The 26,068-nt window shown below is 64.7% G+C and carries 19 protein-coding genes; 13 read left to right on the top strand and 6 right to left on the bottom strand.

From position 1 onward, the window contains the following. Window positions 1-145: 145 nt before the first annotated feature. From V1280_RS19300 to ligA, 7 genes are all read left to right on the top strand, one after another. Window positions 146-1,174, top strand: coding sequence for a cell division protein FtsQ/DivIB (locus V1280_RS19300; RefSeq protein WP_334527335.1), 1,029 nt, complete (start codon window positions 146-148; stop codon window positions 1,172-1,174). Further along, complete coding sequence (gene ftsA / locus V1280_RS19295) at window positions 1,171-2,493, top strand: cell division protein FtsA (RefSeq protein ID WP_334527332.1); 1,323 nt, start codon at window positions 1,171-1,173, stop codon at window positions 2,491-2,493. Before V1280_RS19300 ends, ftsA begins: the two co-directional genes overlap by 4 nt. Window positions 2,494-2,580: 87 nt before the next feature. Further along, window positions 2,581-4,368 (top strand): cell division protein FtsZ, encoded by a 1,788-nt coding sequence (ftsZ, locus tag V1280_RS19290; protein WP_334527329.1) that lies wholly within the window; start codon window positions 2,581-2,583, stop codon window positions 4,366-4,368. Between the two features lie 362 nt (window positions 4,369-4,730). Continuing rightward, window positions 4,731-5,693 (top strand): UDP-3-O-acyl-N-acetylglucosamine deacetylase, encoded by a 963-nt coding sequence (gene lpxC, locus V1280_RS19285; RefSeq protein WP_334527326.1) that lies wholly within the window; start codon window positions 4,731-4,733, stop codon window positions 5,691-5,693. A gap of 232 nt (window positions 5,694-5,925) precedes the next feature. Continuing rightward, on the top strand, window positions 5,926-6,813 hold the full coding sequence (locus tag V1280_RS19280; RefSeq protein WP_334527323.1) for an outer membrane protein assembly factor BamD: 888 nt from the start codon (window positions 5,926-5,928) through the stop codon (window positions 6,811-6,813). Between the two features lie 24 nt (window positions 6,814-6,837). Continuing rightward, window positions 6,838-8,508, top strand: coding sequence for a DNA repair protein RecN (gene recN / locus V1280_RS19275; RefSeq protein ID WP_334527319.1), 1,671 nt, complete (start codon window positions 6,838-6,840; stop codon window positions 8,506-8,508). Window positions 8,509-8,665: 157 nt separating this feature from the next. Then, a complete protein-coding gene (gene ligA / locus V1280_RS19270; protein ID WP_334527316.1) occupies window positions 8,666-10,813 on the top strand; it encodes an NAD-dependent DNA ligase LigA in 2,148 nt (715 codons plus the stop codon). A gap of 104 nt (window positions 10,814-10,917) precedes the next feature. Here the strand turns inward: ligA and V1280_RS19265 are convergent, their stop codons facing one another. Together V1280_RS19265 and V1280_RS19260 are read right to left on the bottom strand one after the other, a co-directional pair. After that, window positions 10,918-12,198 carry a multidrug effflux MFS transporter gene (locus V1280_RS19265; protein ID WP_334527313.1) on the bottom strand — a complete coding sequence of 427 codons (1,281 nt, stop codon included), beginning with the start codon at window positions 12,196-12,198 and terminating at the stop codon, window positions 10,918-10,920. Window positions 12,199-12,417: 219 nt separating this feature from the next. Next, window positions 12,418-14,244, bottom strand: coding sequence for an aminopeptidase P family protein (locus V1280_RS19260; protein WP_334527310.1), 1,827 nt, complete (start codon window positions 14,242-14,244; stop codon window positions 12,418-12,420). Window positions 14,245-14,429: 185 nt separating this feature from the next. On the opposite strand from V1280_RS19260, the gene V1280_RS19255 reads away from it, so the two are divergent. Then, complete coding sequence (locus V1280_RS19255) at window positions 14,430-14,609, top strand: hypothetical protein (protein WP_334527308.1); 180 nt, start codon at window positions 14,430-14,432, stop codon at window positions 14,607-14,609. Window positions 14,610-14,728: 119 nt separating this feature from the next. Here V1280_RS19255 and V1280_RS19250 read toward each other — a convergent pair whose 3' ends face one another. Beyond that, window positions 14,729-15,616, bottom strand: coding sequence for a 50S ribosomal protein L11 methyltransferase (locus V1280_RS19250; RefSeq protein ID WP_334527306.1), 888 nt, complete (start codon window positions 15,614-15,616; stop codon window positions 14,729-14,731). A gap of 163 nt (window positions 15,617-15,779) precedes the next feature. Between V1280_RS19250 and V1280_RS19245 the strand changes: the two genes are divergently transcribed. Next, entirely contained in the window at window positions 15,780-15,935 is a 156-nt protein-coding gene (locus tag V1280_RS19245; RefSeq protein WP_148754203.1) for a Flp family type IVb pilin, read from the top strand. Window positions 15,936-16,226: 291 nt separating this feature from the next. Here V1280_RS19245 and V1280_RS19240 read toward each other — a convergent pair whose 3' ends face one another. After that, entirely contained in the window at window positions 16,227-17,837 is a 1,611-nt protein-coding gene (locus V1280_RS19240) for a phytoene desaturase family protein (RefSeq protein ID WP_334527302.1), read from the bottom strand. A gap of 232 nt (window positions 17,838-18,069) precedes the next feature. On the opposite strand from V1280_RS19240, the gene V1280_RS19235 reads away from it, so the two are divergent. After that, on the top strand, window positions 18,070-20,352 hold the full coding sequence (locus tag V1280_RS19235; RefSeq protein ID WP_334527299.1) for a spermidine synthase: 2,283 nt from the start codon (window positions 18,070-18,072) through the stop codon (window positions 20,350-20,352). A 9-nt stretch (window positions 20,353-20,361) separates the two neighbouring features. On the opposite strand, the gene V1280_RS19230 is transcribed toward V1280_RS19235, so the two are convergent. Further along, on the bottom strand, window positions 20,362-21,297 hold the full coding sequence (locus V1280_RS19230) for a glycerophosphodiester phosphodiesterase (protein ID WP_334527297.1): 936 nt from the start codon (window positions 21,295-21,297) through the stop codon (window positions 20,362-20,364). 198 nt (window positions 21,298-21,495) lie between these two features. Further along, window positions 21,496-22,353, bottom strand: coding sequence for an alpha/beta hydrolase (locus V1280_RS19225; protein WP_334527294.1), 858 nt, complete (start codon window positions 22,351-22,353; stop codon window positions 21,496-21,498). Window positions 22,354-22,698: 345 nt separating this feature from the next. Between V1280_RS19225 and V1280_RS19220 the strand changes: the two genes are divergently transcribed. From V1280_RS19220 to V1280_RS19210, 3 genes are read left to right on the top strand one after another with little or no spacing between them, the layout of a single operon-like run. Next, window positions 22,699-23,658, top strand: coding sequence for an acyl-CoA desaturase (locus V1280_RS19220; RefSeq protein ID WP_334527291.1), 960 nt, complete (start codon window positions 22,699-22,701; stop codon window positions 23,656-23,658). A 38-nt stretch (window positions 23,659-23,696) separates the two neighbouring features. After that, window positions 23,697-25,079: an MBOAT family O-acyltransferase gene (locus V1280_RS19215; protein WP_334527289.1), complete on the top strand. Its 1,383-nt coding sequence runs from the start codon at window positions 23,697-23,699 to the stop codon at window positions 25,077-25,079. Next, window positions 25,054-26,064, top strand: a complete 1,011-nt coding sequence (locus tag V1280_RS19210) for a hypothetical protein (protein ID WP_334527288.1) — start codon at window positions 25,054-25,056, stop codon at window positions 26,062-26,064. Before V1280_RS19215 ends, V1280_RS19210 begins: the two co-directional genes overlap by 26 nt. Window positions 26,065-26,068 lie beyond the last annotated feature (4 nt).

Raw genomic sequence — 26,068 nt, 5'->3', positions numbered from 1 at the left:
GTTTCGGATTGTCTCCGACCGGCGAACGCTTTGAAGGGGAGCGGTTTCTTCTGCCGAAGACCAGTACCCGGCCCGGCAAGTCCGAGACGTCATGTTCGCCAGGACCCGCGCGATGTCGCGGGCAAACTGTTGACGAGCTCGTGCAATGGATGGTGCAGGAAGCCTCACCCGGTCGTTTTTGAGATCGCTGAGGCCCCAAGCTGACCTGAAGGCGGCCGCTATCGGAGCGGTCGTGCTTCTGCGCGAGTGGGTGCAGGATCGGCGTGAGGAGAACCGCGCCACCGCCGAGCGGAAGATCAAGGCCAAGTCCAAGGTCAAGGCCGTCGTCGAACGTGAGCCGCCGCCGCGCCTGATCGCGATGGTCGAGCGTTATCTGCCGCGCCGGGTCGGGATCAGCATGACCGTGCTGCTGTTGATCGGCAGCTGCGGCCTCGGCATCGTCAAGGGCGGCCATCTCCAGGATTTCATCACGGCGGTCAGCGACGCGCGCAACGCCATGGCCAATTCGGCCGGCTTCCGCATCACCTCGGTCGTGATCAACGGCCGCAAGCAGCTCAGCCAGGACGAGATCCTCGCCATCGGCGGCGTCAGCGGCCGCTCCTCGCTGCTGTTTCTCGATGCCGACAACGTCCGCGACAAGCTCAAGGCCAATGCCTGGATCGCGGACGCGACCGTGCTGAAGCTCTATCCGGGCCAGCTCATGATCGAGATCACCGAGCGCAAGGCGTTCGCGCTGTGGCAGGAGGCCGGCCGGCTCTCCGTCATCGCCGACGATGGCGCGCTGCTCGAACCCTATGTCTCGCGCCGGTTCCTGTCGCTGCCGCTCGTGGTCGGCAAGGGCGCCGACACGCAGGCCCGCGACTTCCTCGCGCTGCTTGCCCGCTATCCGCAGGTGAACGCGGTGACGAAAGCCGCGATCTATGTCGGTGAGCGGCGCTGGAACCTGAGGCTGAAAGACGGCCTCGACGTCCGCCTTCCGGAGCAGGATGTCGGCAACGCACTCGCCGCGCTCTCCAAGCTCGACAAGGACGACAGGCTGTTCTCGAAGGATATCGTCGCGATCGACATGCGCCTGCCCGACCGTCTGGTGGTGCAGCTGTCCGATGACGCCGCCAAGGCGCGCGAAGATCTGTTCAAGGACAAGAAGAAAAAGAAGGCCGGGGACGCCGCATGACCGGTCTTGATCGCACCCAGACGCCGAAGACGCGCCAGATCCCGCACAAGCGCGGCGGTATCGTCGCCTGCCTGGATATCGGCACCAGCAAGATCGCCTGTATGATCGCGCGGCTGAAGCCGTCCGCGCCGAGCGAAGCCCTGGGCGGCCGCACCCATGCGGTGGAGCTGATCGGCTACAGCCAGATCCAGTCGCGCGGCATGAAGGCCGGCGCGGTGGTCGATCTCGCCGAATGCGAGCAGGCGGTGCGCCAGGCCGTGGGCCTCGCCGAGAAAATGGCCAAGGTCCGGGTCGAGTCCGTTCTGCTGTCGGTCTCCGGCGGCCGTCTCGCGGGCCAGCTGGTCGAGGCCGCAGCCGATATCCGCGGCGGCGCGGTGACGCCGGCCGATGTCAGCCGCGTCACCTCCACCGGCATGCGCCACGCCACCGGCGAGGGCCGCACCGTGCTGCATGCGCTGCCGGTCGGCTACACGCTCGATGGCGTCAAGGGCATCCGCGATCCGCGCGGCATGGTCGCGCATCAATTTGGCGTGGACATGAACGTCGTCACCTGCGACGCCACCGTGGCGCGGAACCTGATGCTGGCGGTGGAACGCTGCCATCTCAACGTCGAAGCCATGGCGGCGAGCCCCTATGTGGCCGGCCTGTCGGTGCTGACCGACGACGAGGCCGATCTCGGCGCCGCCGTGGTCGAGATGGGCGCCGGCACCACAACGATCGCGGTCTATTCCGGCGGCCGCTTCGTGCACGCAGCCGGATTTGCGGTCGGCGGGCAACATATCACGATGGATCTCGCGCGCGGACTCTCGGCGACCATTGCCGACGCCGAGCGAATCAAGACGTTATACGGCACCGTCATCACCGGCGGATCGGACTCGCGTGAGCTGATGTCTGTACCGACAGCCGGTGACGACCAGGATCTGCCGCAGATCGTTTCGCGCGCCACCATCGCCACCATCGTCAAGCATCGTGCCGAGGAAGTCTTCGAAATGGTTCGGGACAAGCTGAAGGATTCGCCCTTCGCGGCAGAGCCCAAGGGCCGTGTCGTGCTCTCCGGCGGCGCCTCGCAGCTCACCGGCCTCGTCGAGCTCGGAACCCAGATTCTCGGCCGGCCCGTGCGGGTCGGACGTCCGCTCGGTTTTGGCCGGCTGCCCAACGAGGCGAAGAACGCCGCGTTCGCGGTGCCGGCCGGACTTCTCGTCTACCCGCAATATGTTCACCACGAGCATGTCGAACCGCGGCATACGCGGCAGCAGGTCAGGACAGGAACGGGCGGTTATTTCGGAAAGGTCGGACGATGGCTACGCGAGGGCTTTTGATGACCGCTTTCCGCAATTGTCGATTTTCACCAACTCCCGCGGCCGCAGGCCGGGGCGAACCCACGCGCGCGTGATCGAGAGGCAAACATGACCATCAGCATCAACGTTCCTGATATTCACGAGTTGAAGCCCCGCATCACCGTGTTCGGCGTCGGCGGCGCCGGCGGCAACGCCGTCAACAACATGATCACGGCCGGCCTCCAGGGCGTCGACTTCGTGGTCGCCAACACCGACGCGCAGGCGCTGACGATGTCGAAGGCGCAGCGCATCGTGCAGATGGGCACCGCAGTGACGCAAGGGTTGGGCGCCGGCTCGCAGCCGAACGTCGGTGCCGCGGCGGCCGAAGAAGTCATCGACGAGCTGCGTGACCATCTCTCGGGCGCCAACATGGTGTTCGTCACCGCCGGCATGGGCGGCGGCACCGGCACCGGCGCTGCTCCGGTCATCGCCAAGACCGCGCGCGACATGGGCATCCTCACCGTCGGCGTCGTGACCAAGCCGTTCCACTTCGAGGGCGGCCGCCGCATGCGCACCGCCGAAGCCGGCATCAACGAGCTTCACAAGGTCGTCGATACGCTCCTGATCATCCCGAATCAGAACCTGTTCCGGGTCGCCAACGAGAAGACCACCTTCGCCGACGCCTTCGCGATGGCCGACCAGGTGCTCTACTCGGGCGTGGCCTGCATCACCGATCTGATGGTCAAGGAAGGCCTGATCAACCTCGACTTCGCCGACGTCCGCGCCGTCATGCGCGAGATGGGCAAGGCGATGATGGGCACCGGCGAAGCCTCCGGCGACAAGCGCGCGCTGACCGCCGCTGAGGCCGCGATCGCCAATCCGCTGATCGACGACAGTTCGATGAAGGGTGCCAAGGGCCTCCTGATCTCCATCACCGGCGGCAAGGACCTCACCCTGTTCGAGGTCGACGAAGCCGCGACCCGCATCCGCGAGGAAGTCGACCAGGACGCCAACATCATCGTCGGCGCCACCTTCGACGAAGCGCTCGACGGCCTGATCCGCGTCTCGGTCGTCGCCACCGGCATCGAGCAAGACGCGATCGCCCGCAACAGTAAGGGCACCAGCGCTCCGGTCGCGAACGTTGCGCCGCAGCAGGTGCAGCAGGCGCCCGCAGCTCCGGCCGCCGCTGCCGAAAGCCGTCTCGCCGACCTGACCGCACGACTCCGCGCCGACAACCAGCGTCTGGCCGAACGCGCCCAGAAGTTGGAAGGGCAGATTCCGGCCGCCGCGCCCGTCGGGCCGCGTGCGAATGTCGAACGTGCGGCGCTTGCCGCGATCGCTGCCGCCGTTTCCGAAGTCCCGCAGGTGCCCGCGCCGATGCAGACCTATGGCGACGTCACCGTGCGCCCGATCGCGCAGAAGCCGACGCTGTTTCCTGAGCCCGAGCAGGCCCCGATGGCCATGCATGAGCCGATGACGCCGGAAACCTTCATCCCGCCGCAGGCCGAGCGCGCGCCGGTGCGTGCGCCGCGGATGCCGCGCATCGAGGAACTGCCGATGCCGGCCCAGGCCGAGCTTCGTCAGGCCCGTGGCGAGGTCGAGGAGGAAACGCCGCAGAAGACCCGCCTGTCGCTGCTCCAGCGCCTCGCCAATGTCGGCCTCGGCCGTCGCGACGAAGAGACCGAGGCCCCGATCGCCGCCCGCACCGCCGGTCCCGCCATGCCGGCGCTGCCCGAGCGCAAGCAGCAGCGGACGGTGCAGCAGCAGATCGCAGCCAGCGAACCGGTGTCGGAATATGCCCGCCGGCCCGCGCCGCAGGGTCTCGACGCCCATGGCCGCCCGGCACCTGTTGCGCCGGCGCCACAGGGAGACGACCATCTTGATATCCCGGCCTTCCTGCGGCGTCAGGCGACGTGAGGATTGTTACAATAAGGCAGACGCAGAAAGGCCCCGGCGGGAAGCTTGCCGGGGCCTTTCCTTATGTCCCGTGCATATCCGGATTGCGCGTTCAAGCAACTGATTTTAAATCATTAATTACCGGTTCGGTGCTTCAGTAAAGCTGCCGATAAGTGCCCCAAACCGAGGTGCAATTTGGTTAAGCCTTGGCGCGAATACGGCAGGTTTGGGGTAACAATCGGTAAAAAAGCGTGAGTTGGCGCTGTTTGAGGCAGTGACTATGGTTCGGTGTGACTTGGGGATACGGAGATTCGGACGGTCGATCTCGATCGATCAGTCGGGTCCAGTATAAGTCGCAGTTGGTCGTAGTGGGGCGGTTCCTGATGAAATTTAGCCGGCAAACAACGCTTCGTGCGCAAGCCACCGTGGCCGGCGTCGGCGTTCATTCCGGTCTTCCCGTCACCCTTACGCTTGGACCTGCACCCGTCGATGCAGGTTTTATTTTTGTCCGCACCGGCCTTGAAGGACGTGACCGCGAGATCCAGGCGACCGCCGAGCAGGTGATCGCGACCGACTTCGCGACCGTCCTCGGCGATCGCAGTGGTCCGCTGGTTTCCACCGCTGAGCACGTGCTGGCTGCGCTGCGGGGCATGGGTGTCGACAATGCCACCATCGAGATCGACGGTCCGGAAGTGCCGATCATGGACGGCAGCGCCGCTGCCTTCATCGCGGCGATCGATCAGGCCGGCATCGTCAACCAGCCGGCGCAGCGTCGGTTCATCCAGGTTTTGAAGCCGGTTTCGGTCAAGGTCGGCGACTCCTTCGGCGAGATCCGGCCCTACGCCAACGGTTTCCGCGCCGAGGTCGAGATCGATTTCACCAATCCCGTCATCGGCCAGCAGAGCTACGGCTTCGACGTGAGCCCCGAGCGCTTCCGCCGCGAAGTCGGCCGTGCCCGGACCTTCGGTCTGATGGGCGATGTTGCCCGGCTCTGGAGCGCGGGCTATGCGCTCGGCGCCTCCTTCGAAAACACCGTCGTGTTCGACGAGGAGCGGCTGCTCAACACCGAGGGCCTGCGCTACGCCGACGAATGCGCCCGCCACAAGGTGCTGGACGTGATCGGCGATCTCGCGCTGGCCGGCCTGCCGCTGCTCGGTGCCTATCGTTCGGTACGTGGCGGCCACAAGCTCAACCACGCCGTCCTGACCGCACTGCTGGCCGACCGGACCGCCTGGCGGGTGGTCGAGGGTGAGGTGGCCCGCCGCACCACGCGTGGCGTGGCCGAGGTCGGCAGCGGCATTGTTGGCGGCAGGATCGCTGCCGCCTACGGGCCGGACGTGTCCTGAAGCCTGAAGCGGCTGGCGTTTTATCCGGGAAACTCCTGGTAACCATGATCGACTAGGATTGCGGCGTTTTCGCCTTAATCCGGGCGGAATGCCTGCCTATCCGATGGGTTAACAATCGTTTTTCGGTTACACCGACGTGGTCGCATGGCAGGCACCACGGTTACATTTCGCGCCCGTGACGGGGATCATGGGCTGGCGGGCACCGCATCACAGGGCGTCAGGTCTTAAATTCATGTCGGCACAGCGTATGACGCGCGGATATCTCTTGGTTTCACCGCGAGCCCGTGGGCTGCTTCAGGCCGCGACCCTCTTCGTGCTCGCGTTGCCGCTGGCCGGCTGCGGCACCGGCTCGCTCTGGGACAAGTTCATCGCCAAGGATGATACCTTCGTCGAGGAGCCTGCCGACAAGATCTACAATGAGGGCTTGTACCTCATGAACGAAAAGAAGGACATGAAGGCGGCGAACAAGAAGTTCGAAGAGGTCGACCGCCAGCATCCCTATTCCGACTGGGCGCGCAAATCGCTGCTGATGTCGGCCTACGCATCCTACCAGGGCGGCGACTATGACAGCTGCATCGGCGCTGCCACTCGCTACGTCACCCTGCATCCCGGCAGCCCGGACGCCGCTTACGCGCAATATTTGATCGCCGCCTCGCATTACGATCAGATTCCGGACATCAACCGTGACCAGGGCCGCACCGAGAAGGCGATCGCCTCGCTGGAAGAGGTGGTGCGCAAATATCCGACGTCCGAATATGCGACCTCCGCCAAGGCCAAGATCGAGGGCGCGCGCGACCAGCTTGCCGGCAAGGAAATGAATGTCGGCCGTTATTACATGCAGAAGCGCGACTACACGGCCGCGATCAACCGCTACAAGGCCGTGGTGACGCAGTACCAGACCACGCGCCACGTCGAGGAGGCGCTCTACCGTCTCACCGAGGCCTACATGTCGATCGGCATCGTCGGCGAGGCCCAGACCGCCGCCGCCGTGCTCGGGCATAATTTTCCCGACAGCCGGTGGTACAAGGACGCCTATAATCTTGTAAAATCCGGCGGTCTCGAGCCGAGCGAGAATCAGGGGTCTTGGATCAGCCGGACCTTCAAGAAGATAGGCCTCTAGGTCTCGGCTAGGAAATCTGGTTCCATGCTGGCGCGTCTGTCGATCCGTGACATCGTCCTGATCGAACGGCTCGATATCGAATTCGCCACCGGACTTGCGGTTTTGACCGGCGAGACCGGTGCGGGCAAATCCATCCTGCTCGATGCCTTTGCACTGGCGCTCGGTGGCCGCGGCGACGCCGGCCTCGTGCGCCATGGCGCGGAGCAGGGGCAGGTCACGGCCGTCTTCGATATCCCCAAAAATCACCCCGCAACGAAAATCCTCGCCGAGAACGGGCTCGACGACACCGGCGAGATGATCCTGCGGCGGGTGCAGTTCGCCGACGGCCGCACCCGCGCCTTCATCAACGACCAGGCGATCAGCGTGCAGACTCTGAAGGCCGTCGGCGCCGCGCTGGTCGAAATCCACGGCCAGCATGACGAGCGCGCGCTGGTCGATGCCGCCACCCATCGCCGCCTGCTCGATGCCTTTGCGGGCCTCGAAAAGGATGTCGTAGCCGTCGAAGCCCTCTGGGACGCGCGCCGCACCGCCAACACTGAGCTGGAAGAGCATCGCGCCGGCATGGAGCGCGCCGCGCGCGAGGCCGACTATCTGCGCCACGCCTCCGACGAACTGAAGCAGCTCGCGCCGAAGGACGGCGAAGAGACCTCGCTCGCCTCGCGCCGCACCACCATGATGCAGGGCGAGAAGATCGCCTCTGATCTGCGAGAGGCGCAGGAGGTCGTCGGCGGCCATAATTCGCCGGTCGCGGCGCTGTCGGCCGCCGTGCGCCGGCTGGAGCGCCGCGGCGTCAACTCGCCGGCGCTGGTCGAGCCCGCGGTGAGGGCAATCGATATCGCAATCAACGCGTTGGAGGAGGCCGATCAGCATCTCCAGGCCGCGCTCGCCGCAACCGATTTCGACCCGGCCGAGCTGGAGCGCATCGAGGAGAGGTTGTTCGCTTTGCGCGCCGCCTCGCGCAAATATTCGACGCCGGTCGATGGCCTGGCGGCGCTTGCCGCCAAATACGCCGCCGACGTCGTGCTGATCGATGCCGGCGCCTCGCGCTTGAAGAAGCTGGAGCAGGTCGCGATCGAGGCCGATGCACGCTATGCGGCGGCTGCGAAAAAACTGTCGGCAGCGCGGCAGAAATCGGCCGAGATGCTCAACAAGGCCGTCAATGCCGAGCTCGCCCCGCTCAAGCTCGAGCGCGCGAAATTCATGACGCAAGTCACGACCGACGAGGCCGCGCCCGGGCCGCAAGGCTTCGATCGCGTCGAGTTCTGGGTGCAGACCAATCCGGGCACCAAAGCCGGGCCGATGATGAAGGTCGCCTCCGGTGGCGAGCTTTCGCGCTTCCTTCTGGCGCTCAAGGTCGTGCTGTCCGACCGCGGTTCGGCGCCGACGCTCGTCTTCGACGAAATCGATACCGGCGTCGGCGGCGCGGTCGCGGATGCCATCGGCGGGCGTCTGGCACGGCTTGCTGGCAAGGTCCAGGTGATGGCCGTGACCCACGCCCCGCAGGTCGCCGCCCGTGCCGACCAGCATCTCTTGATCTCCAAGGATGCGCTGGACAAGGGCAAGCGCGTCGCCACCCGCGTCAACGCGCTCGCCGCCGACCACCGCCGCGAGGAAATCGCCCGCATGCTCGCAGGCGCCGAGATCACGGCCGAGGCGAGGGCGGCCGCGGACCGGCTGCTCAAGGCGGCGAGTTAGGCTTCGTGTCCCGGACGCGCGTAGCGCGAGCCGGGACCCAGACTTCCGCCCTATGGGCCCCGGCTCTGCAGCGCACCGTTTCGCGCTGCGCAGTGTCCGGGGTACGAGATTTTCACACGCCTTTACCGTCCTACCCGCTCCATCGTATCCAAGCACCATGGCAAGAGCACCAAAATCCAAAACGCTTCGTGACGTTGCCGACCTCACCAAGGCGCAGGCCAAGGTCGAGCACATGCGGCTGTCGCTCGAGATCGAGGGGCACAACGAGCGCTACTATCAGGACGACGCGCCCACCGTCACCGACGCCGAGTATGACGCCCTGCGTCACCGCCTCGATGCGATCGAAAAACGCTTTCCGGAATTCGTCAGTGGCGACTCGCCCTCACAGAAGGTCGGCGCGGCGCCATCGGGGCGTTTCAGGAAGGTGCGGCATTCCGTTCCGATGCTGTCGCTCGACAATGCCTTTGCCGAGGAAGACGTGCGCGACTTCGTCGGCCGCATCGTGCGCTTCCTGAAGCTCGACGACGACAAGATCAATTTCTCCGCCGAGCCGAAGATCGACGGCCTCTCGATGTCGCTGCGCTACGAGGGCGGCGAGCTCGTCACCGCGGCGACGCGTGGCGACGGTGCGGAGGGCGAGGACGTCACCGCCAACATCCGCACGCTCGAAGACGTGCCGCAGAAGCTGAAGGGCCGTAACGTCCCTGACGTCTGCGAGGTGCGCGGCGAAGTCTATATGACCAAGAAGGCCTTCCTCGCGCTCAACGAGCGCCAGAAGGCGGCCGGCGACACCATATTCGCCAATCCGCGCAATTCGGCCGCAGGCTCGTTGCGGCAGAAGGATCCGACTATCACCGCATCACGCCCACTCGGCTTCTTTGCGTATGCCTGGGGCGAGATGAGCGCGATGCCCGAGGATACGCAGAGCGATATGATCCACTGGTTCGAGCGCTGCGGCTTCAGGACCAATCCGCTGACCAAGCTGTGTCACTCCGTCGAGGAGCTGATCGCGTTCCACCAGAGTATCGAGGAAGAGCGCGCAAAGCTCGACTACGACATCGACGGCGTTGTTTACAAGGTCGATCGCCTCGACTGGCAGGAGCGGCTCGGTTTCGTCTCGCGCACGCCGCGCTGGGGCATCGCTCACAAATTCCCGGCCGAACGCGCCATGACGGTGCTCCGCGACATCGAGATCCAGGTTGGGCGTACCGGCTCGTTCACGCCGGTCGGCAAGCTCGAGCCGATCGGCGTCGGCGGCGTGATCGTGCAGAATGTCACGCTGCACAACGAGGACTACATCAAGGGCATAGGCAACAAGGGCGAGGTGCTGCGCGAGGGGCGCGACATCCGGATCGGCGACACCGTCGTGATCCAACGCGCCGGTGACGTCATCCCGCAGGTGGTTGACGTCGTTCTCGACAAACGGCCGAAAGGCGCGAAGGAGTTTCACCTCCCGAAGAAGTGTCCGTGCCCGCTGCACACCGACGTTGTGCGTGGAGAGACGGCGGCAGGCGAGGAGGAGTCGCGATCGCGCTGCACCGGCGAATTCGCCTGCCCCTATCAGAAGATCGAGCACTTAAAACTGTTCGTGTCGCGACGCGCTTTCGACATCGACGGTCTCGGCGAGAAGCAGCTGCAGTATTTCTTCGACGAGGGATGGGTGAAAGAACCCTCCGACATCTTCACGCTTGAGAAGCGCAACGCAAAGCTCAAGCTCGAGGAGATCGAGGGCTACGGCGCGACCTCGGTGCGCAATCTGTTCGCCGCCATCGAGAGCCGGCGCAAAATCGCGCTGGAGCGCTTCGTCTATGCGCTCGGCATGCGCCATGTCGGTGAGACCACGGCGCTCGCACTGGCACGCGGCTACGGCTCCTGGGATGCCTTCCACGACGCCTGCCTCAAGGTCGCCAAGGGCGACGAGGAGGCGATGGCGGAGATGGACGCGCTCGACCAGATCGGCGAAACCGTGATCAAGAGCATCGCCGACTATTTCGGCGAGAGCCACAATCGCGGCATTGTCGAGCGGCTGACCAAGGAGGTCGAGATCGTCGACGCCGAGAAGCCGAAGAGCAACTCCGCCGTCGCCGGCAAGACGGTGGTGTTCACGGGATCGCTGGAGAAGATGACGCGCGATGAGGCCAAGGCGACCGCGGAGCGATTGGGCGCCAAGGTCTCAGGCTCGGTGTCGAAGAAGACTGATCTTGTCGTCGCCGGCCCCGGCGCGGGCTCGAAGCTTGCGGAAGCCACCAAGCACGGCGTCAAGGTGCTGACCGAGGATGAGTGGCTGGCGCTGATCGGGGAGTGACTCTTCTCCGTCATTGCGAGCGCAGCGAAGCAATCCAGAATCGTTCTGCGGTGACGGTCTGGATTGCTTCGCTGCGCTCGCAATGACGGGGAGGCAGCCGTCCCTCACATCATCCCGCTCTCTTCCTCTTCCGCCTGTTCGATCAACTCCTCACTCACCACCATTTCCCGGCGGGGGACGATGAAGAGCATTGTCGAGGCGCAGAGCAGCGAGACCGCAAGCACGGCCGAGGTCAATGGCAGCGTCGTTGCCGAGTGGCCGCCGAGATAGGCACCGAATTGCGACATCAGCGCGCCGATCCCCTGCTGCAGGAAGCCCATCGCGCCTGACGCGGTGCCGGCGGCCTCGGGACGGATGCTGATCGCGCCGGCAGCGGAATTCGCCATCACGAAGGCATTGCCGACCATCACGATCATCTGCGTGCCGAACAGCCAGGCGGGCGCCTCGTTCCAGCCGGTAAAGCTCCACAACAGGTTCAACAGGCTGCCGCAGAGCTGCAGGCCGAGTCCGAACCAGATCAGCTTTTCCAGCGAGTGCCGCGGCGCGAAGCGCACGCACAGGAGATTGCCGACGAGATACGCAAATCCGGTCGTTGCGAACCACGCGCCGTATTCGGCACTGGTCCGGCCCATCTGCGTCACAACGATGTAGGGGCCGCCGCCGGCGAAGGTGAAGATGATCTGGGACGCCAGCACCTGGCACATCACATAGCCGATGAAGGCGCGGCTCTTGATCAGGGTGCCGACGTCGCTGCGAAAGCCGCCGCTGCCGACCGCGCGGTCGCGGCGCGTCTCGGGCAACGCGATCGCGATGCCGATTGCGACCGCGATCGCGGCGATGGTGACGGCGTAGAAGATCGCGCGCCAGCCAAATGCGGTCTCGATCAGGCCGCCGGTGAGCGGCGAGACCATCTGGCCGATCATTAGCGCTGCGACCACGAGGCTGATCATGGAGGCGACGCGGTCGCGCGCGTAGATGTCGCGGATGATGGCGCGGCTCACCACCATGCCGGAAGCGCCGCCGAGCGCCTGGAAGAAGCGCGCTGCGATCAGCTGCGGCAGGGTTTCGGCGAAGATGCAGGCGACGCTTGCGGCGACCATCAGCGCGAGGCCGCCAAGCAGCACCGGGCGCCGGCCGAACCTGTCCGACAGCGGCCCCATGATCAGCTGCGACAGCGCGATGCCGACCATGTAGAGCGACACCGTCATCTGCGCGATCGAGATGTCGCTGCCGAAATTCGTCGCCAGCACGGGCAACGCCGGAACCAGGATGTAGAGCGAGATCGGCGCGATCCCGGTCATGACGACCAGCAGCAGCAACACCAGGCGCGACGTCGCGAGGTTGGTTGTCGCCGTTCCCGGCGGCTTGCTGATCATGCCGTGCATGCGTGTCCATCTTCCGAATTCGAATCGGACTGTAGCGCGCTGGCACAAGACGGATATCGGCGTTTGGGAATGCGGCTATACCGATTCCGGGACTGTTATCATGACCGTGTGCAGGAGGCCGTTGTTTTACGGGCAAACTGCGTCAGGAGCGTGCAAAGCCTGTCGTGATTGCGGGCGAAAGCGGCCAAGCCTTGCGCAAACCGCGTAGCGCCATGCGCGCTAGGTCAACTCCGCCGTCGCCTGATCAAGCCACGCTTTCGTTGCTTCATCCAGCGCCGGGCCCACCTCGGCGCGGACGCGCGCATGGTAGGCATTGAGCCAGGCGAGCTCTTCCTTGCTCAGCATCGCGGCGTCGATGAGCCGGCGATCGATCGGCGCCAGCGTCAGCGTCTCGAACGCATTCATCGATTTCTCGGCACCCTTGATGTCGGCGGCAACCACCAGCGCGAGGTTCTCGATGCGGATGCCGAAGCCATCAGTCTTGTAGTAGCCCGGCTCGTTGGAGAGGATCATGCCGCGCTTCAGCGGCGTGGTGCCGAGTTTCGAGATCCGCGCCGGGCCTTCGTGCACACTGAGATAGCTGCCGACCCCGTGGCCTGTGCCATGCTCGAAGTCGACGCCGGCGGCCCAGAGATATTGCCGCGCCAGCGTGTCGAGCTGCGCGCCGGTGGTGCCGTCGGGAAACACCGCGCGTGCGATCGCGATATGGCCGCGCAGCACGCGGGTGAAGCGGTCGCGCATCTCCTCCGTCGGCTCGCCCACCGCCATGGTGCGGGTGACGTCGGTGGTGCCGTCTTCGTATTGCGCGCCGGAATCGATCAGCAGCAGGTCGCCGGGCGCGATCCGCCGGTTGCTCTTGCGGGTGACGCGGTAGTGCACGATGGCGCCGTTCGGGCCGGTGCCGGAGATGGTCGGGAACGACACGTCCTTCAGGGCGCCGGTATCGCGGCGGAACGTCTCCAGCGCCTCGACGGCGTCGATCTCGGTGAGCTTGCCGCTTCCTGCCTCGCGATCGATGAAGGCGAGGAAACGCGCCAGTGCGATTGCGTCACGGCGGTGCGCCGTCTGCGTGCCCTTGATCTCGGTCGCGTTCTTCACCGCCTTGAGCAGCGCGATCGGATCGCTGCCGCGCACCGGCTTGCCGCCGCTGCTCACAATCAACCGGCTCAGCGCGTCGGCCGCAGTGGCGTTGTCGAGCGCAATCGCCGCGCCGCTCTTGGCGAGCGCCATCAGCGTCGGCGTCAGCGCATCGGGCTCGCGCACGTCGGCCGATTGCTCGAGATGGTCACGCGAGAGGTTGGAGAGCTTGCGGTGGTCGATGAACACGGTCGGCCGGCCGACCTTTGGCACCAGTGCGTAGGACAGCGGCAGCGGCGTATGCGCTACGTCGGCGCCGCGGATGTTGAAGGTCCAGGCGACCGCGTGGCTATCCGACAGCACCAGCGCGTCGGCGCCCAGCTTGTCGATCTCGCCCTTGATCTGAGCGACCTTCTCGGCCTCGGCGACACCGGCATATTGCAGGCCGTGGATCGCGACCGGCGCGACCGGCGGCTGCGGCCGGTCCTGCCAGACCGCGTCGACCGGATTGCTGTCGACTGCCACCAGTTCGGCGCCGGCTTTGGTGCAGGCGGCGGAGAGGCGCTCGGCTGCCGCAAAAGTGTGCAGCCACGGATCAAATCCTAGGCGATCGCCGGATTTGAGATGCGCCGAGACCCAGCTTTCCGGCGGCGGATCGATCAGCGACTCCACCGCCCACGCCTTGGCGTCGACCTGCTTGGCCGCCTGGATCGTGTAACGGCCGTCGACGAACAATGCAGCTTCCTGGGCCAGCACCACGGCGAGCCCGGCCGAGCCGGTAAAGCCGGTCAGCCAGGCGAGGCGCTCTTCGGAGGGCGCGACATACTCATTCTGCTGCTGATCGGCGCGCGGAATGACGAAGCCGGTCAACTTGCGGCGGGCGAGTTCTTCACGGAGTGCGGCAAGCCGCGCCGTCAATGCGACGCCGGCCTCGGGCTCCTCGAATGTCTGGAAGTGCGCTTCGAACATGGCTCAGTTTAGGATCATGGAGATCAGTCCGCAATGTAGACGCATTTGGCATTTCAACTGGCATGGACTGTGCTTGAAATAGTTCAATTCGAATTGAGTGGAGTAAAGGATGCAGCTGTTGCGCTTCATCCGGATAACAGGGAAATTCGAGCAAGTGGTTCATCTCAACGGCGAGGGGACACACGATGCCAGCATTCACCTTTGAGAAGATTTCGCCGCCGGTGCGCGGCGCGCCCGCAGCAACGACACCGAAGAAGCCGCGCGGGCTCATCAGCCAGATGATGGACCGGTTTAGCGAGCGTCGCGCGAGGCGGGCGTTGCGAGACAAACGCGTCATGCGCCGGGACGACAAGCCGGCTGAGTAGCGCGGCGACGACAGTCTCGTAGGGTGGGCAGAGGCGCAAAGCGCCGTGCCCACCATCTTTCCGGGATTCGCTGACGGAGGGTGGGCACGCTTCGCTTTGCCCACCCTACGGCACCTCGCTCAATCCACTCGCCGCAGCAACAAACTGCTCCACCCCTCGATCCGCAGATGCCGCAATGGCACAAGGCCGCGCGCGCGGTAGGCGGCGATCACGGCGGGGGCCTGGTGGGTTAACAGGCCGGAGAGAATGACGCGGGCGCCGGGCGCAAGATGCCGGACCATCGGACCCGACAACTGGCGTAACGGATTGGCAAGGATGTTGGCCAGCACCAGGTCGAACGGGCCGCTTGTGGCAAAGTCCGGCGCGGCGAAGCCAGTGGCCCGGATCACCCGCACATAATGACCGGCTTCGTTCAGGGCCGCGTTCTCGGCCGCGACCCGCACCGAGGGCGGGTCGATATCGGAGGCCAGCACTGTGCGATGCAGCGCCTTGGCTGCCGCGATCCCCAGCACGCCGGTACCGGTGCCGAGGTCGAGCACGCGCTTGGGCCGCGCGTGTTTCAGGACATGGTCAAGCAGAAGTAAACAGCCACGCGTGGTGCCGTGGTGGCCGGTCCCGAACGCGAGCGCCGCCTCGATCTCGATGGCGAGCTTGTTTGGCGCCACGCGGTCGCGGTCGTGGCTGCCATGGACGACGAAGCGTCCGGCCGGCACCGGGACGAGATCTTCGAGGCTCGCCTTGACCCAGTCCTTGGCCTCGACCGTGTCGAAAGAAAGCGTCGCAGCGATGTCATTTCCTGCTGAAGTTGCAACGAGTTCACGCAGCAATTCCTGATCCGGCGCCTCGGCGAAATGCAGCGTGACGTCCCATTGTCCGTCCGGCCGTTCGAAGGCGGCGACAGCTGCATCGCCCTCGAAAAAGACCTCCGTGAGGACGTCGACGACACGCCTGGCAGCAGCCTCGTTGCCGATCGAGAAGCTGGCGCGATGGGTAGGTAAAGGCTGCATCTAGGGTTCCGTCAGGTTCAATTTTGAGAACTTTTGTTCCAAATTTTCCGTATAACTTGCAGTCCCCGGGTTAACTAGACCGCAGGTTGTTTTCCGTAGATTTCCGGATGTTGGACCCAACCAACACACCCTTGAATGGAAATGGAGGCGAGTCTTGAAGCGCATGGTTTCGAAGTTCTGGTCCGATGAGTCCGGCGCGACCGCGATTGAATACGGCCTGATCGCGGCCGGTATCGCGCTGGCGATCATCACCGTGGTGAACAGCCTGGGCACCACCATGAACGACAAGTTCGGTTCGATTAGCAGCTCCTTGAAGTAATTTCTGCCTCCCATTTCCCAGCGGGAGCCACTTTCTTCATAGACGGCTTTTTTCGACGCGCGCCCGCTGGGGGAATTGCCCCTTGGCGGGCGAAGTCGTTTTGGAGTTCGTTTCACAGGAACTCCCCAGCTTGTCCGCCCGTAAATCAAGTGGCGATCCACCGGCTTATGCGCGGCATATCCAGTCCCTTCTCCACAGCTTGATCCGCGCTTGTACCAAGCTGTCGCGCCACGCATCCACGGCTTCACCACAGCTCTGCCAACAGGCCTGTCCACAAGCCCGTCCACAGACCTATCCACGGCTTGCGAACAGGCCGCGGTGGTCCCGCAGGATCGCCTGCGCCGCGTTGTGGCCGGGCGCGCCGGTGACGCCGCCGCCGGGATGGGCGCCGGAGCCGCAGTGATAGAGGCCCTTCAGGGGCCCGCGATAATCGGCATGGCCCAGCATTGGTCGCGCCGAGAACAGCTGGTTCAGTGTCAGCGCGCCATGAAAAATGTCGCCGCCGAGCAGGCCGAACTGCCGCTCGAGATCGAGCGGGGAAAGGATCTGGCGTCCGAGCACGCTTGCCGCAAAGCCCGGCGCGTAGCTGTCCACCGTCGCGATCATGAGATCGGCGACCTCGTCGCGATGGTCGTCCCAGGATTTTCCGTCGGGCAATTCCGGCGCGACGTGCTGGCAGAACAGGCTGGCGACGTGTTGTCCCGCAGGCGCGAGCGTGTCGTCGAGCGTCGAGGGGATCAGCATCTCGACGATGGGTGATCGGCTCCAGCCCTGCACCCGTGCATCGAGATAGGCGCGGTCCATGTAGCCGAGGCTCGGCGCCAGGATGATGCCGGAGGAGAGGTGATCGCCATCGCCCGGCAACGCCGTGAAGGAAGGCAGGCGGTCCAGCGCCACGTTCATGCGGAAGGTGCCGGAGCCGTTCTTCCAGTGGCGGATGCGGGTGAGGAAATCGGACGGAAGGGCATCGGCCGCGATCAGCCGCGTATAGAGCAGCTTTGGATTGACGTTGGCCGCGACATATTTGGCGCGAATGGTCGTGCCGTTCTCCAGCACCACTCCGACGGCACGGTCGCGCTCGACGATCACCTCGCGCACGCTCGCATCGGTGTCGATCGTGACCCCGCGGTTGCGCGCGGCGCGCGCCATCGCCTGCGTGATCGCGCCCATGCCGCCAATGGCATGGCCCCAGACGCCCTTCTTGCCGTTCACCTCGCCAAAGGCGTGATGCAGCATCACATAGGCCGAGCCGGCCGCGTAGGGGCTCGCATAATTGCCGACGATGGCATCGAAGCCGAACAGCGCCTTGACCAGATCGTGCTCGAAGCGCTCGTCCAGCATCTCGCCGGCCGAGCGGGTGAAGAGATCGAGCAGGCTGCGGCTTTGCTCCAGCGTCAGGCCGCGCAGGATGTTGGCCGTCGTCAACGCGTTCGCAGCCTCGCGGATGGCGCCAATGCCAAAACTGGCGAGCAGGTTCGGCGGCGCGCGCAGCACGAACTGCCGCAGCACGTCGGCGATATCTTCGAGCTCGCGCGAAAACCCGTCGAGCGCATCGGCATCGCGCGCACTGAGCCGCGCGACTGATGCTTTGGTCCGGCCCTCGCCGGTGAGGAGATAGTTGCCGTCAGGGGCGGGCAGGAAATTCTGCGCGCGCCGCTCGACCACGCGCAGGCCCTGCTCTGCGAGCCCCAGATCGCGGACGACCTGCGGGTTGAGCAAGCTCACGGTGTAGGCCGCGACCGAGTTGCGGAAGCCCGGATGAAACTCCTCCGTGACCGCGGCTCCGCCGACCACCTTGCGGCGCTCGACCACGTGCACGCGCAAGCCCGCCATCGCAAGATAGGCCGCGCAGGTGAGGCCGTTATGGCCAGCGCCGATGATGACGACGTCGGTTTCGCTCATGATCGATTTCAAAATGTTCCACGGTCATTCCGGATGGTCCGAAGGACCGCGCCCGGAATGACAGCTGTATATCAGCCATTTCCCGACGCAACATCACGAGACCATTTATTGCCCGTTCAGGCGCGGTGTGCTCCATTGCGCGCGCCCGGCGCCCGCCGGGGGCTTTGTTCGACGCGGTTTCTCGCGCGAACCGGTGCCCACCTCGCTGGAAAACGCTTTTGCCGGAGCTCCCATGGATTCGATCGTGCAACCCGCAGCCACGGAGCAACCGTCCTCGTCGCGCAACCGGCTGCTGCTGACGGTCTACACGGCTGCGATCTTCGTCAGTGCGCTCTTGCTGTTCTCGGTGCAGCCGCTGTTCACGAAGATGGTGCTGCCGCGGCTCGGCGGCTCGCCGGCGGTGTGGTCGGTGGCGATGGTGTTCTTCCAGTCGCTGCTGCTGGCCGGTTACGCCTATGCGCATCTCCTCATGCAGATTAGGAATCGCGTGGTTCCGGTCGTGGTGCATCTGGTGCTGCTGATCGCGGCCTTCGCGACGCTCCCGCTCAGCATCGCCAGCGCTTATGGCGAGCCGCCGGCGTCAGGCTATGCGTTCTGGCTGCTTGGCCTGTTCGTGATATCGATTGGGCTACCGTTCTTCGCGCTCGCCGCCAACAACCCATTGCTGCAAGCCTGGTTCGTCCGCACCGGCCATCCTGACGGCCGCGATCCGTATTTCCTCTATGCCTCCTCCAACATCGGCAGCTTCCTCGCGCTGTTGTCCTATCCGTTCCTGCTGGAGCCGATCTTCACGCTGCATACGCAGAACCGGCTCTGGACCGGCGGCTATGGCGTTTTGATCCTTTTGATCTCCGCTTGCGGCGTGTTGTTGCTGCGCTCGCCGAAGCTGGCTGTGGCCGATGTGCAAGCGGAGGAGGCGAATGCGCCGGCGCCGACGGTGGTGACGCGGCTGCGCTGGATCTTCCTCGCCGCGGTGCCGTCCGGCCTGCTGATCGCAGTCACCGCGCATATCTCGACCGACGTCGCGGCGGCGCCGCTGCTGTGGGTGCTGCCGCTGTCGCTGTACCTCCTGACCTGGGTTGTAGTGTTCCAGTCGCGGCCGCTGCTGCCGCACAAATGGATGCTGATGCTCCAGCCGGTCGCGATCGCGGGAATCATCTTCCTGCTCGCCTTCGGCGGCGAGCAGAATTTGCTGCTCACGCTCGGTGGCCATCAATTGTGCTTCTTCGTTATCGCCATGGCCTGCCATGGCGAACTGGCGCGGACCCGGCCCGCAGCCAAATATCTCACCGGCTTCTATGTCGCGCTGTCGTTCGGCGGCATGGTCGGTGGCCTCTTTGCCGGCCTCGTCGCTCCCTTCACCTTCTCATGGATCGCCGAATATCCGATCCTGGTCGCGCTCGCCGCGCTGTGCCGGCCCTCAGTGAACGAGCGTCTTGCGGGCATTGTGAGATGGTATTGGTTGGCGCTTGCCGTGCTCGCGGCGGCGCTCGTTGTGCCGTCTTACATGACAGGGGATATCTCGACCTGGTTCGGGGATCACCGCGTCTGGGTCGCCGGCGCCGTCGGCGTGCTCGCAGCGCTTCTGGCGCTGGCCCTCAACGCAGACCGCTGGAAGATATTTGCCACCGTCGCGCTGGCGCTGGCCTTGACGCGGATCTATCCGGCCGACGAGGGCCGCGTCACCACCGTGCGCAGCTTCTTCGGCGTGCACAAGATCGTGGTGACGCCGGGCGGCTATTTTCACGTGCTGATGCACGGCACCACCATTCACGGTGCCGAGCGTTTCCTGAACAATGACGGTACGCCGGTCACCGGCCGGCCCGAGCCGATCACCTATTACCACAAGGACGGCGGCATCGGTCAGGCCATCTCCGCGATCCGCGAGCGCAAGGGCGCGCCGTTGAAGGTCGCGGCGATCGGTGTCGGATCGGGCACGCTCGCCTGCGCCGCGGAGCCAGGCGAGGACTGGAAATTCTTCGAGATCGACCAGTCCATGGTGGATGCCGCGCGTGATCCCAAAAATTTCCGCTACATCTCGAGCTGTCTGCCGGACCTGAAGCCGGTGATCGGGGATGCGCGTCTCACCTTCGCGAGGGAGCCCGACGGCGTCTACGACCTCATCATCGTCGATGCCTATTCGTCGGATGCGATCCCGATCCATCTCGCGACCGAGGAGGCGATGAAGATCTACAAGGACAAGCTCGCCCCGCACGGCGCCGTAGTGATGCACGTCTCCAACCGGCATCTCGATCTCGAGCCCGTCGTGGTCGGCATTGCCGATGCCAACGATCTCAAAAGCTGGGTCTACGACGAGGATTCGGGCCGCGACGCCGACTACATCTTCTCCACCGACGTCGTCATCTCCGCGCGCGAGGCTGATGATGTCGGCAAGCTTGCCTCTTCCAAGCAATGGGAGGAGACCGACGCGGACGAGAAGGTGCGGGTCTGGACCGACGACTATTCCAACATCCTTGGTGCGCTATACCGGCGGCTGCGGTACGGAGAGCAGTAAGGCTGAGGCTTACGGCTGGACCGGCGTCCCCGGCGGCAGCGCCAAGCCTTTCTCGCCGGCGACCTGCCGCAACAGGTCGGGCCGGTCCGAGATGATGCCGTCGACGCCGATATCGATCATCCGCGCCATGTCATCGGGCTTGTTGACAGTCCAGACCACAACGCGCAATCCCTGCGTATGGGCTTCAGCAACAAGCGCTGCAGTCACGTCACCGAAATAGGGCGACCAGATCGCGCCGCCCGCGGCCTTGATCGTGCGTGGCAGCGAGCCGCCGTGGTCGGCCAGGCTGTAACCCGCCGTCCAGCTGGTGGCCTTGTCGAGAGCGATGGTCGGCGCCGAGCCGCGCTGCAGAGTCAGATACACCGTCGGAATTGTCGGGGCCTGCTGCTGGATCAGCAGCAGCGTTCGCCAGTCGAACGACTGGATCATGACGCGGTCAGAAAATTTCTCATCTCGGATCACCCCGAGCAGCTTCGCGACAAAGGCCTGCGGCTCCATCGATTCATCCGGATGATCCGGATCGATCTTGGTCTCGATATTGAAGCGCACGCGTTCGTTGCCGGATTTGCGCACCAGCGCGAACAGCTCCTTCAGCGTGGGAATGCGGGTCCCCGGCACGGCGCGCTGGTCGGGAAATTGCTTGGCGTAGGCGCTGTCCGGCCGAATTTGGCCGACATCGTAGGCTCTGACATCGGCGAACCGCAGCTTCACGAAAGGCGTGCCGGGCGCAGCGATATAGGCGCCGTTCGCATCCCTGGCGAGATCGGGATTGAGCCCGCGCTCATGCGACACGACGACCTCGCCGTCAGCGGTCACGCCGACATCGAGTTCCAGCGTGTCCACGCCCATCGAGAGGGCATTGGCAAAAGCCGGCAGGGTGTTTTCCGGCATCAGCGCCCGCCCGCCGCGATGCGCCTCGAGGTCGAAAGCCGAATCAAGAGCCATGGCCCCTCCCGCACCGAGAAGACAGATCGTGCCCAGCAGGTGCGCAAGACGGAATGACATCATGAACCACGCCGGGCAAGAGGGGGCGGCTTCCGCCGCAATGCCATATCGACCAATAGTCGGCATCAGCTGCGCCGTCCACCCGGCGAGGGCGGAGGGGCAGGGCGAGGGCCGCGAAATGCGCGGGAGGCCGTGCGCTCAGCGATCGGGCACCGAGGCCGCAAGCTGGTCGATGGTGGGGCGCGGCTTCGACAGGCGCGGCATGTTGAACGGGCTGTCGTCTTCGCCGAGGTCGTTCAGGAAATCCTCGACCGCGCTGCCGATGAAGCCCTTGACCTGGTCCGAGCCGCGGTCGCTGAGATCATTGTGCTGGAATTCGGTCCTGACCACCTGGATGCCGGCCTTGGCGCAGGTTTCATCGTCGGGGACGACGCCGGGATCGGCCTTGAATTGCGGATCCTTCGAGCGGAAGGACAGGATCTTGACCTTGCCGTCGGTGACGAAGGGCACGCGCAGATTGTCGAGCGTGACGACCTTCTTCACCAGATCGGGATGCAGCTTGGCGAAATACATCGAGATGTCGCCGCCATTGGAATGTCCCACCAGGGTCAGATGGCGGTAATCCGCATTCGGATACAGCTTCTTCAGCTCGTCGATCGTGAAAAGGATGTTGGCGATGCCGCGGTTGTATTGCGAGCGGCGGCCGACATATTCCTCGCTGGCCTTGGTCACCATCGGATCGTCGGCTGCGAGATCGTGCTGGATGCTGACGACCAGATAGCCGCGGGCGGCGAATGTGTTGGTGAGGAACGAATACTCGGTGTGCTTGACCGTGTTGCCGTGGCTGAGGATCACGACCGGAAGCTCGATCATTTCCGCGATCGCTTCCATTTCGCGGTCGCGGCGGACGGAGACCTCCACGGTCACGTCGCGGTCGCCGCGCAGAATGTCGGCGAACGCCATGGTGCTGTGGTGGATCGCCCATTTGCCTGCAATAAAATAGAAGAAGCCCATTAGCGCCGCGGCTGAGGCGAAAACGGCAATGCCTCGCTTCATGACAGTCTCCGCATTCGCTGTTCAGATCGCGTGGGCGGAAGCCAACGATGCACCTGCCTCAATGCAGGGCACACCGCAAAACCTCCCGCCCGACGTCCATGCTGAATGAATGGGCGGACGGTATTGCGGGCTTTTTACAGCTGGATGAACCGGCCCCGCCGGCGCGGCCGAGGAGGCGGATTCTCGCGCAAAAGTGAGGGGATTGACCGCCTTTTGGCGCACCGGCCGCCGCAGTCCCCATGGGCAAGACCTGTTGAAACCTTGACCTGTTGAGACCTGGGGCGGCAGCTTGGGTTGCGGTCGGGCGGCGGTTATGTACTGTTGACCGCCTTGGAATCCCCGCCCGTGCAACCAAAACGCGATCACCGCATCATTCGCAGCCGCCATTTTCACAAGATGCAGCGGCGGCATTTCATCATTTTCGACGTGCTGCCCTTCGTAGGCACCTTGGTTGCGCTGGGGCTGTTGTTCTACCGTCCGATCGGGGTGATGGAACTCAGCCTGTTCTTCGGCTTCTGGCTGGTCACCGGCCTTGGGCTGACCGTCGGCTATCACCGCCTGTTCACCCATCGCGCCTTTGCCACCTCGACCGCGACGAGCGCGATCCTGATCGTGATGGGATCGATGGCCGGGCGCGGCCCGATGCTGTCCTGGGCGGCCATGCACCGCCGGCACCACGAATTGTCCGACCACGATGGCGATCTGCATTCGCCGCGGCTGCATGGCGGCGGCCTGCTGGGCCGCCTGCGCGGCTTCCTGCACGCGCATCTGACCTGGATGATCGCGCACGACTATCCCAACGTCGCCCATTACGTGCCGGATCTGATGGCCAACCGCACGCTGGTCGCCGTCAACAGCTACTATTACAGCTGGGTCGCGCTCGGCCTGTTGCTGCCGGCCGCGATCGGCGGCCTGGCCACGATGAGCCTGTGGGGCGCGCTGAGCGGCCTGCTCTGGGGCGGCGTGGTGCGCATGTTCGTGGTCGAGCAGACCATGTCCGCCATCAACTCCATCATGCACACTTTTGGCGCGCAGCCTTTCGTCACCCGCGACGACAACAGCAGGAATCTCGGCGTGATGGCCTGGCTCGCCTGGGGCGAGGGCTGGCACAACAACCACCACGCCTTCCCGTATTCGGCGGCCTTCGGCTTGCGCTGGTTCGAGTTCGATCCCGGCTTCATCTTCATCCGCGCGCTGGAAGCGCTCGGGCTCGCCTGGGACGTCAAGGTGCCGAGCGAGGAGAAGATCGCCCGGCGCATGCTGCGGCAGCCGGGCGATGCCGCGCCCGATCTGGAAACGGGCTAAGGATCGGCGTCCGGCGATGACGGCGCAGCGCTGAACCGATGCTATTCAACGACTACCCCTTTCTCCTGGTGTTCCTGCCGGCGGCACTGCTGATCTACCGCCTGGTCGATCCCTATCCGCATTTGCGCATCGGCGTGCAGGTGGCGCTGTCGCTGGCCTTCTACGCCTGGGGCAGCCCGTCCTTCATCCTGCTCCTGATTGCCTCGATCGTCATCAACTGGCTCGCCTCGGTCGCCTATGGGCGGATGAAATGGAAGGCCGTGCTGACGCTTGTCATCGCGCTCGATATCGGCGCGCTGGCGTTGTTCAAATACGCCAACTTCATTCTCGCCAATCTCGGGCATGTGCTGGGCGTCGCACTGCCGACACTCGACATCGGGTTGCCGCTCGGCATCTCCTTCTTCACCTTTCACCACATCATGTATCTGGTCGATCTGAAGCGCGGCAAGGCGCCGCTCTACGCGCTCGATCGCTATGCGCTCTACATTGCCTTCTTCCCGCAGGCGATCGCAGGCCCGCTGGCGCGCTGGTCGGAGGTGATGCATCAGTTCGGCAGGCAGGTCTATGTGCCGGGCTGGCAACGCCAGTTCTGCATCGCGATCTGCTTCATCGCGCTCGGACTGTTCCAGAAGGTCGTGATCGCCGACAGCATCGCGCACCTGCTTGATCCCATTTACACGCAGGCGGCGGCTGGACCGCTGGCAAGCGGCGATGGCTGGCTCGCCTTCTGCTTTTCGTTCCAGATCCTGTTCGACTTCTCCGGCTATTCCGACATCGCGATCGGCCTCGGCCTGCTGTTCGGCGTGCAGCTGCCCTACAATTTCAATGCGCCGCTGCGTTCGACCAACATCCAGGATTTCTGGCAGCGCTGGCACATCACGCTGATGTTGTTCCTGCGCGATTACGTGTTCTACCCCCTCGTCAATCTACGCATCCTGCCGCGGCGCTTTCTGCCGGTACAGTTCTTCGGTGCGATGCTGATCACCATGGCGCTGTGCGGCCTGTGGCATGGCGCGAGCTGGGCCTTTGTGCTGTGGGGCGTGCTGCATGGTCTCGCGCAGGTCCTTTGTTCGTTGTGGCGGCGCTATGGCCCACATTTCCCGTCATGGCTCGGCTGGGCGCTCACCGTGTTGTTCGTGCTGGCGACCGGCGTGATCTTTCGCGCCGGCTCGGTCGAGGCCGCCTGGCATGTCTTCGCCGGGCTCGTCCAGCCATTGCCGCTCGCGCGCGGGCAGCACCTCTGGCCGCTGATCGTGGCGCCGTTGTTTGCCTTCCTGTTGCCGGCCAGTCAGGACATCGTCGCGTTCTTCACGCGCCGCCCGAGTCCCTGGCTTGCCGGCGTGCTCGGGATCTGCCTTTTCGCTTTGCTGCTCCACATGGGTGGTCGGGATCTCCATGAATTCGTCTACTTCAAGTTCTGAGACCGATCCCGATTGGGGGCGGAGCATCACAGCCTGCATGGGCACGCTGATCGGCGCGGCCGTGCTGGTGCTGGCGCTGATGGTGGTCGTCGATCCCTATGACAGCGGCAAGCTCGGCCTGCTCGGCATTAACGGCGTCGACAATCGTCTGACGCAGATCACGGCTGCGAGCCGGGCGAGAGACCCGAATTTCGACGCCGCCATCCTTGGTAACTCGACGGCGCAGATGATCGAGCCCGTGGAATTGTCCCGCGCGACAGGCCTGCGCTTCGTGCAGCTCTACACCACCGGCTCGGCTCCGCGCGAGCAGCTCGCGGTGCTCGACTTCTTCCTGCGCAATCACAGGCAGGTCGGCGCGCTGGTGATCGCGGCCGATCCCGGCTGGTGCGTGCATGCGCGGCCGAAGGAGGAGGGCGCTCCGTTCCCCTATTGGCTCTACGACAGAAGCGTCGTCACCTACGCGGTGCGGTTGATCTCCTGGCAGGCGATCGAGCAGGCCTTTCAACGGCTCAGCATCGGGCTCGGCTGGCGGCAGCGGATGAATCCGGACGGCTTTGTCAGCTATGAGGACATCTGGCCGCCCGGCCAATTCAAGGAGGCCAACGCGCCGCGAGACCCTGTACCTGCCGTCTCGGCGGAGGAGCGAGCGATCTTTCCCGAGATCAGCGCCCTGCAAGACGTCGTCCGGACGCTGCCGGCCGACGTGCCCATCGTCATCATCGTGCCGCCAACGCTTGCGAACGTCGTGACAAAGCCCGGCACGGATGTTGCGCTGGATCGCGCGGCCTGCGATTGCGCGCTGAAGAAGTTGATCGTGGACCGCCCACACAGCAATTTCATCAGCTATCGCGTCGACAACGCGCTGACCCGCGACCGCGACAACTTCGCGGACTTCATCCACTATCGCCCCAAACTCGCACGCCGGATCGAGCAAGGCATTATCGCGAGCCTGCGCGATGGCGAGAGCGCGACGATCGATTTCTGAGCCG

The organism is Bradyrhizobium sp. AZCC 2230, from assembly GCF_036924495.1.
Taxonomy (GTDB): domain Bacteria; phylum Pseudomonadota; class Alphaproteobacteria; order Rhizobiales; family Xanthobacteraceae; genus Bradyrhizobium; species Bradyrhizobium rifense.
The sequence above is the reverse complement of the archived record's forward strand: the minus strand, read 5'-3'. Positions and strand labels throughout refer to the sequence as shown.

Excerpts from the sequence above, each read along its gene's own strand:
- V1280_RS19300 (WP_334527335.1), top strand. The coding sequence starts at position 146 with ATGGATGGTGCAGGAAGCCTCACCCGGTCGTTTTTGAGATCGCTGAGG.
- ftsA (WP_334527332.1), top strand. The coding sequence starts at position 1,171 with ATGACCGGTCTTGATCGCACCCAGACGCCGAAGACGCGCCAGATCCCG.
- ftsZ (WP_334527329.1), top strand. The coding sequence starts at position 2,581 with ATGACCATCAGCATCAACGTTCCTGATATTCACGAGTTGAAGCCCCGC.
- lpxC (WP_334527326.1), top strand. The coding sequence starts at position 4,731 with ATGAAATTTAGCCGGCAAACAACGCTTCGTGCGCAAGCCACCGTGGCC.
- V1280_RS19280 (WP_334527323.1), top strand. The coding sequence starts at position 5,926 with ATGTCGGCACAGCGTATGACGCGCGGATATCTCTTGGTTTCACCGCGA.
- recN (WP_334527319.1), top strand. The coding sequence starts at position 6,838 with ATGCTGGCGCGTCTGTCGATCCGTGACATCGTCCTGATCGAACGGCTC.
- ligA (WP_334527316.1), top strand. The coding sequence starts at position 8,666 with ATGGCAAGAGCACCAAAATCCAAAACGCTTCGTGACGTTGCCGACCTC.
- V1280_RS19265 (WP_334527313.1), bottom strand. The coding sequence starts at position 12,198 with ATGCACGGCATGATCAGCAAGCCGCCGGGAACGGCGACAACCAACCTC.
- V1280_RS19260 (WP_334527310.1), bottom strand. The coding sequence starts at position 14,244 with ATGTTCGAAGCGCACTTCCAGACATTCGAGGAGCCCGAGGCCGGCGTC.
- V1280_RS19255 (WP_334527308.1), top strand. The coding sequence starts at position 14,430 with ATGCCAGCATTCACCTTTGAGAAGATTTCGCCGCCGGTGCGCGGCGCG.
- V1280_RS19250 (WP_334527306.1), bottom strand. The coding sequence starts at position 15,616 with ATGCAGCCTTTACCTACCCATCGCGCCAGCTTCTCGATCGGCAACGAG.
- V1280_RS19245 (WP_148754203.1), top strand. The coding sequence starts at position 15,780 with ATGGTTTCGAAGTTCTGGTCCGATGAGTCCGGCGCGACCGCGATTGAA.
- V1280_RS19240 (WP_334527302.1), bottom strand. The coding sequence starts at position 17,837 with ATGAGCGAAACCGACGTCGTCATCATCGGCGCTGGCCATAACGGCCTC.
- V1280_RS19235 (WP_334527299.1), top strand. The coding sequence starts at position 18,070 with ATGGATTCGATCGTGCAACCCGCAGCCACGGAGCAACCGTCCTCGTCG.
- V1280_RS19230 (WP_334527297.1), bottom strand. The coding sequence starts at position 21,297 with ATGGCTCTTGATTCGGCTTTCGACCTCGAGGCGCATCGCGGCGGGCGG.
- V1280_RS19225 (WP_334527294.1), bottom strand. The coding sequence starts at position 22,353 with ATGAAGCGAGGCATTGCCGTTTTCGCCTCAGCCGCGGCGCTAATGGGC.
- V1280_RS19215 (WP_334527289.1), top strand. The coding sequence starts at position 23,697 with ATGCTATTCAACGACTACCCCTTTCTCCTGGTGTTCCTGCCGGCGGCA.
- V1280_RS19210 (WP_334527288.1), top strand. The coding sequence starts at position 25,054 with ATGAATTCGTCTACTTCAAGTTCTGAGACCGATCCCGATTGGGGGCGG.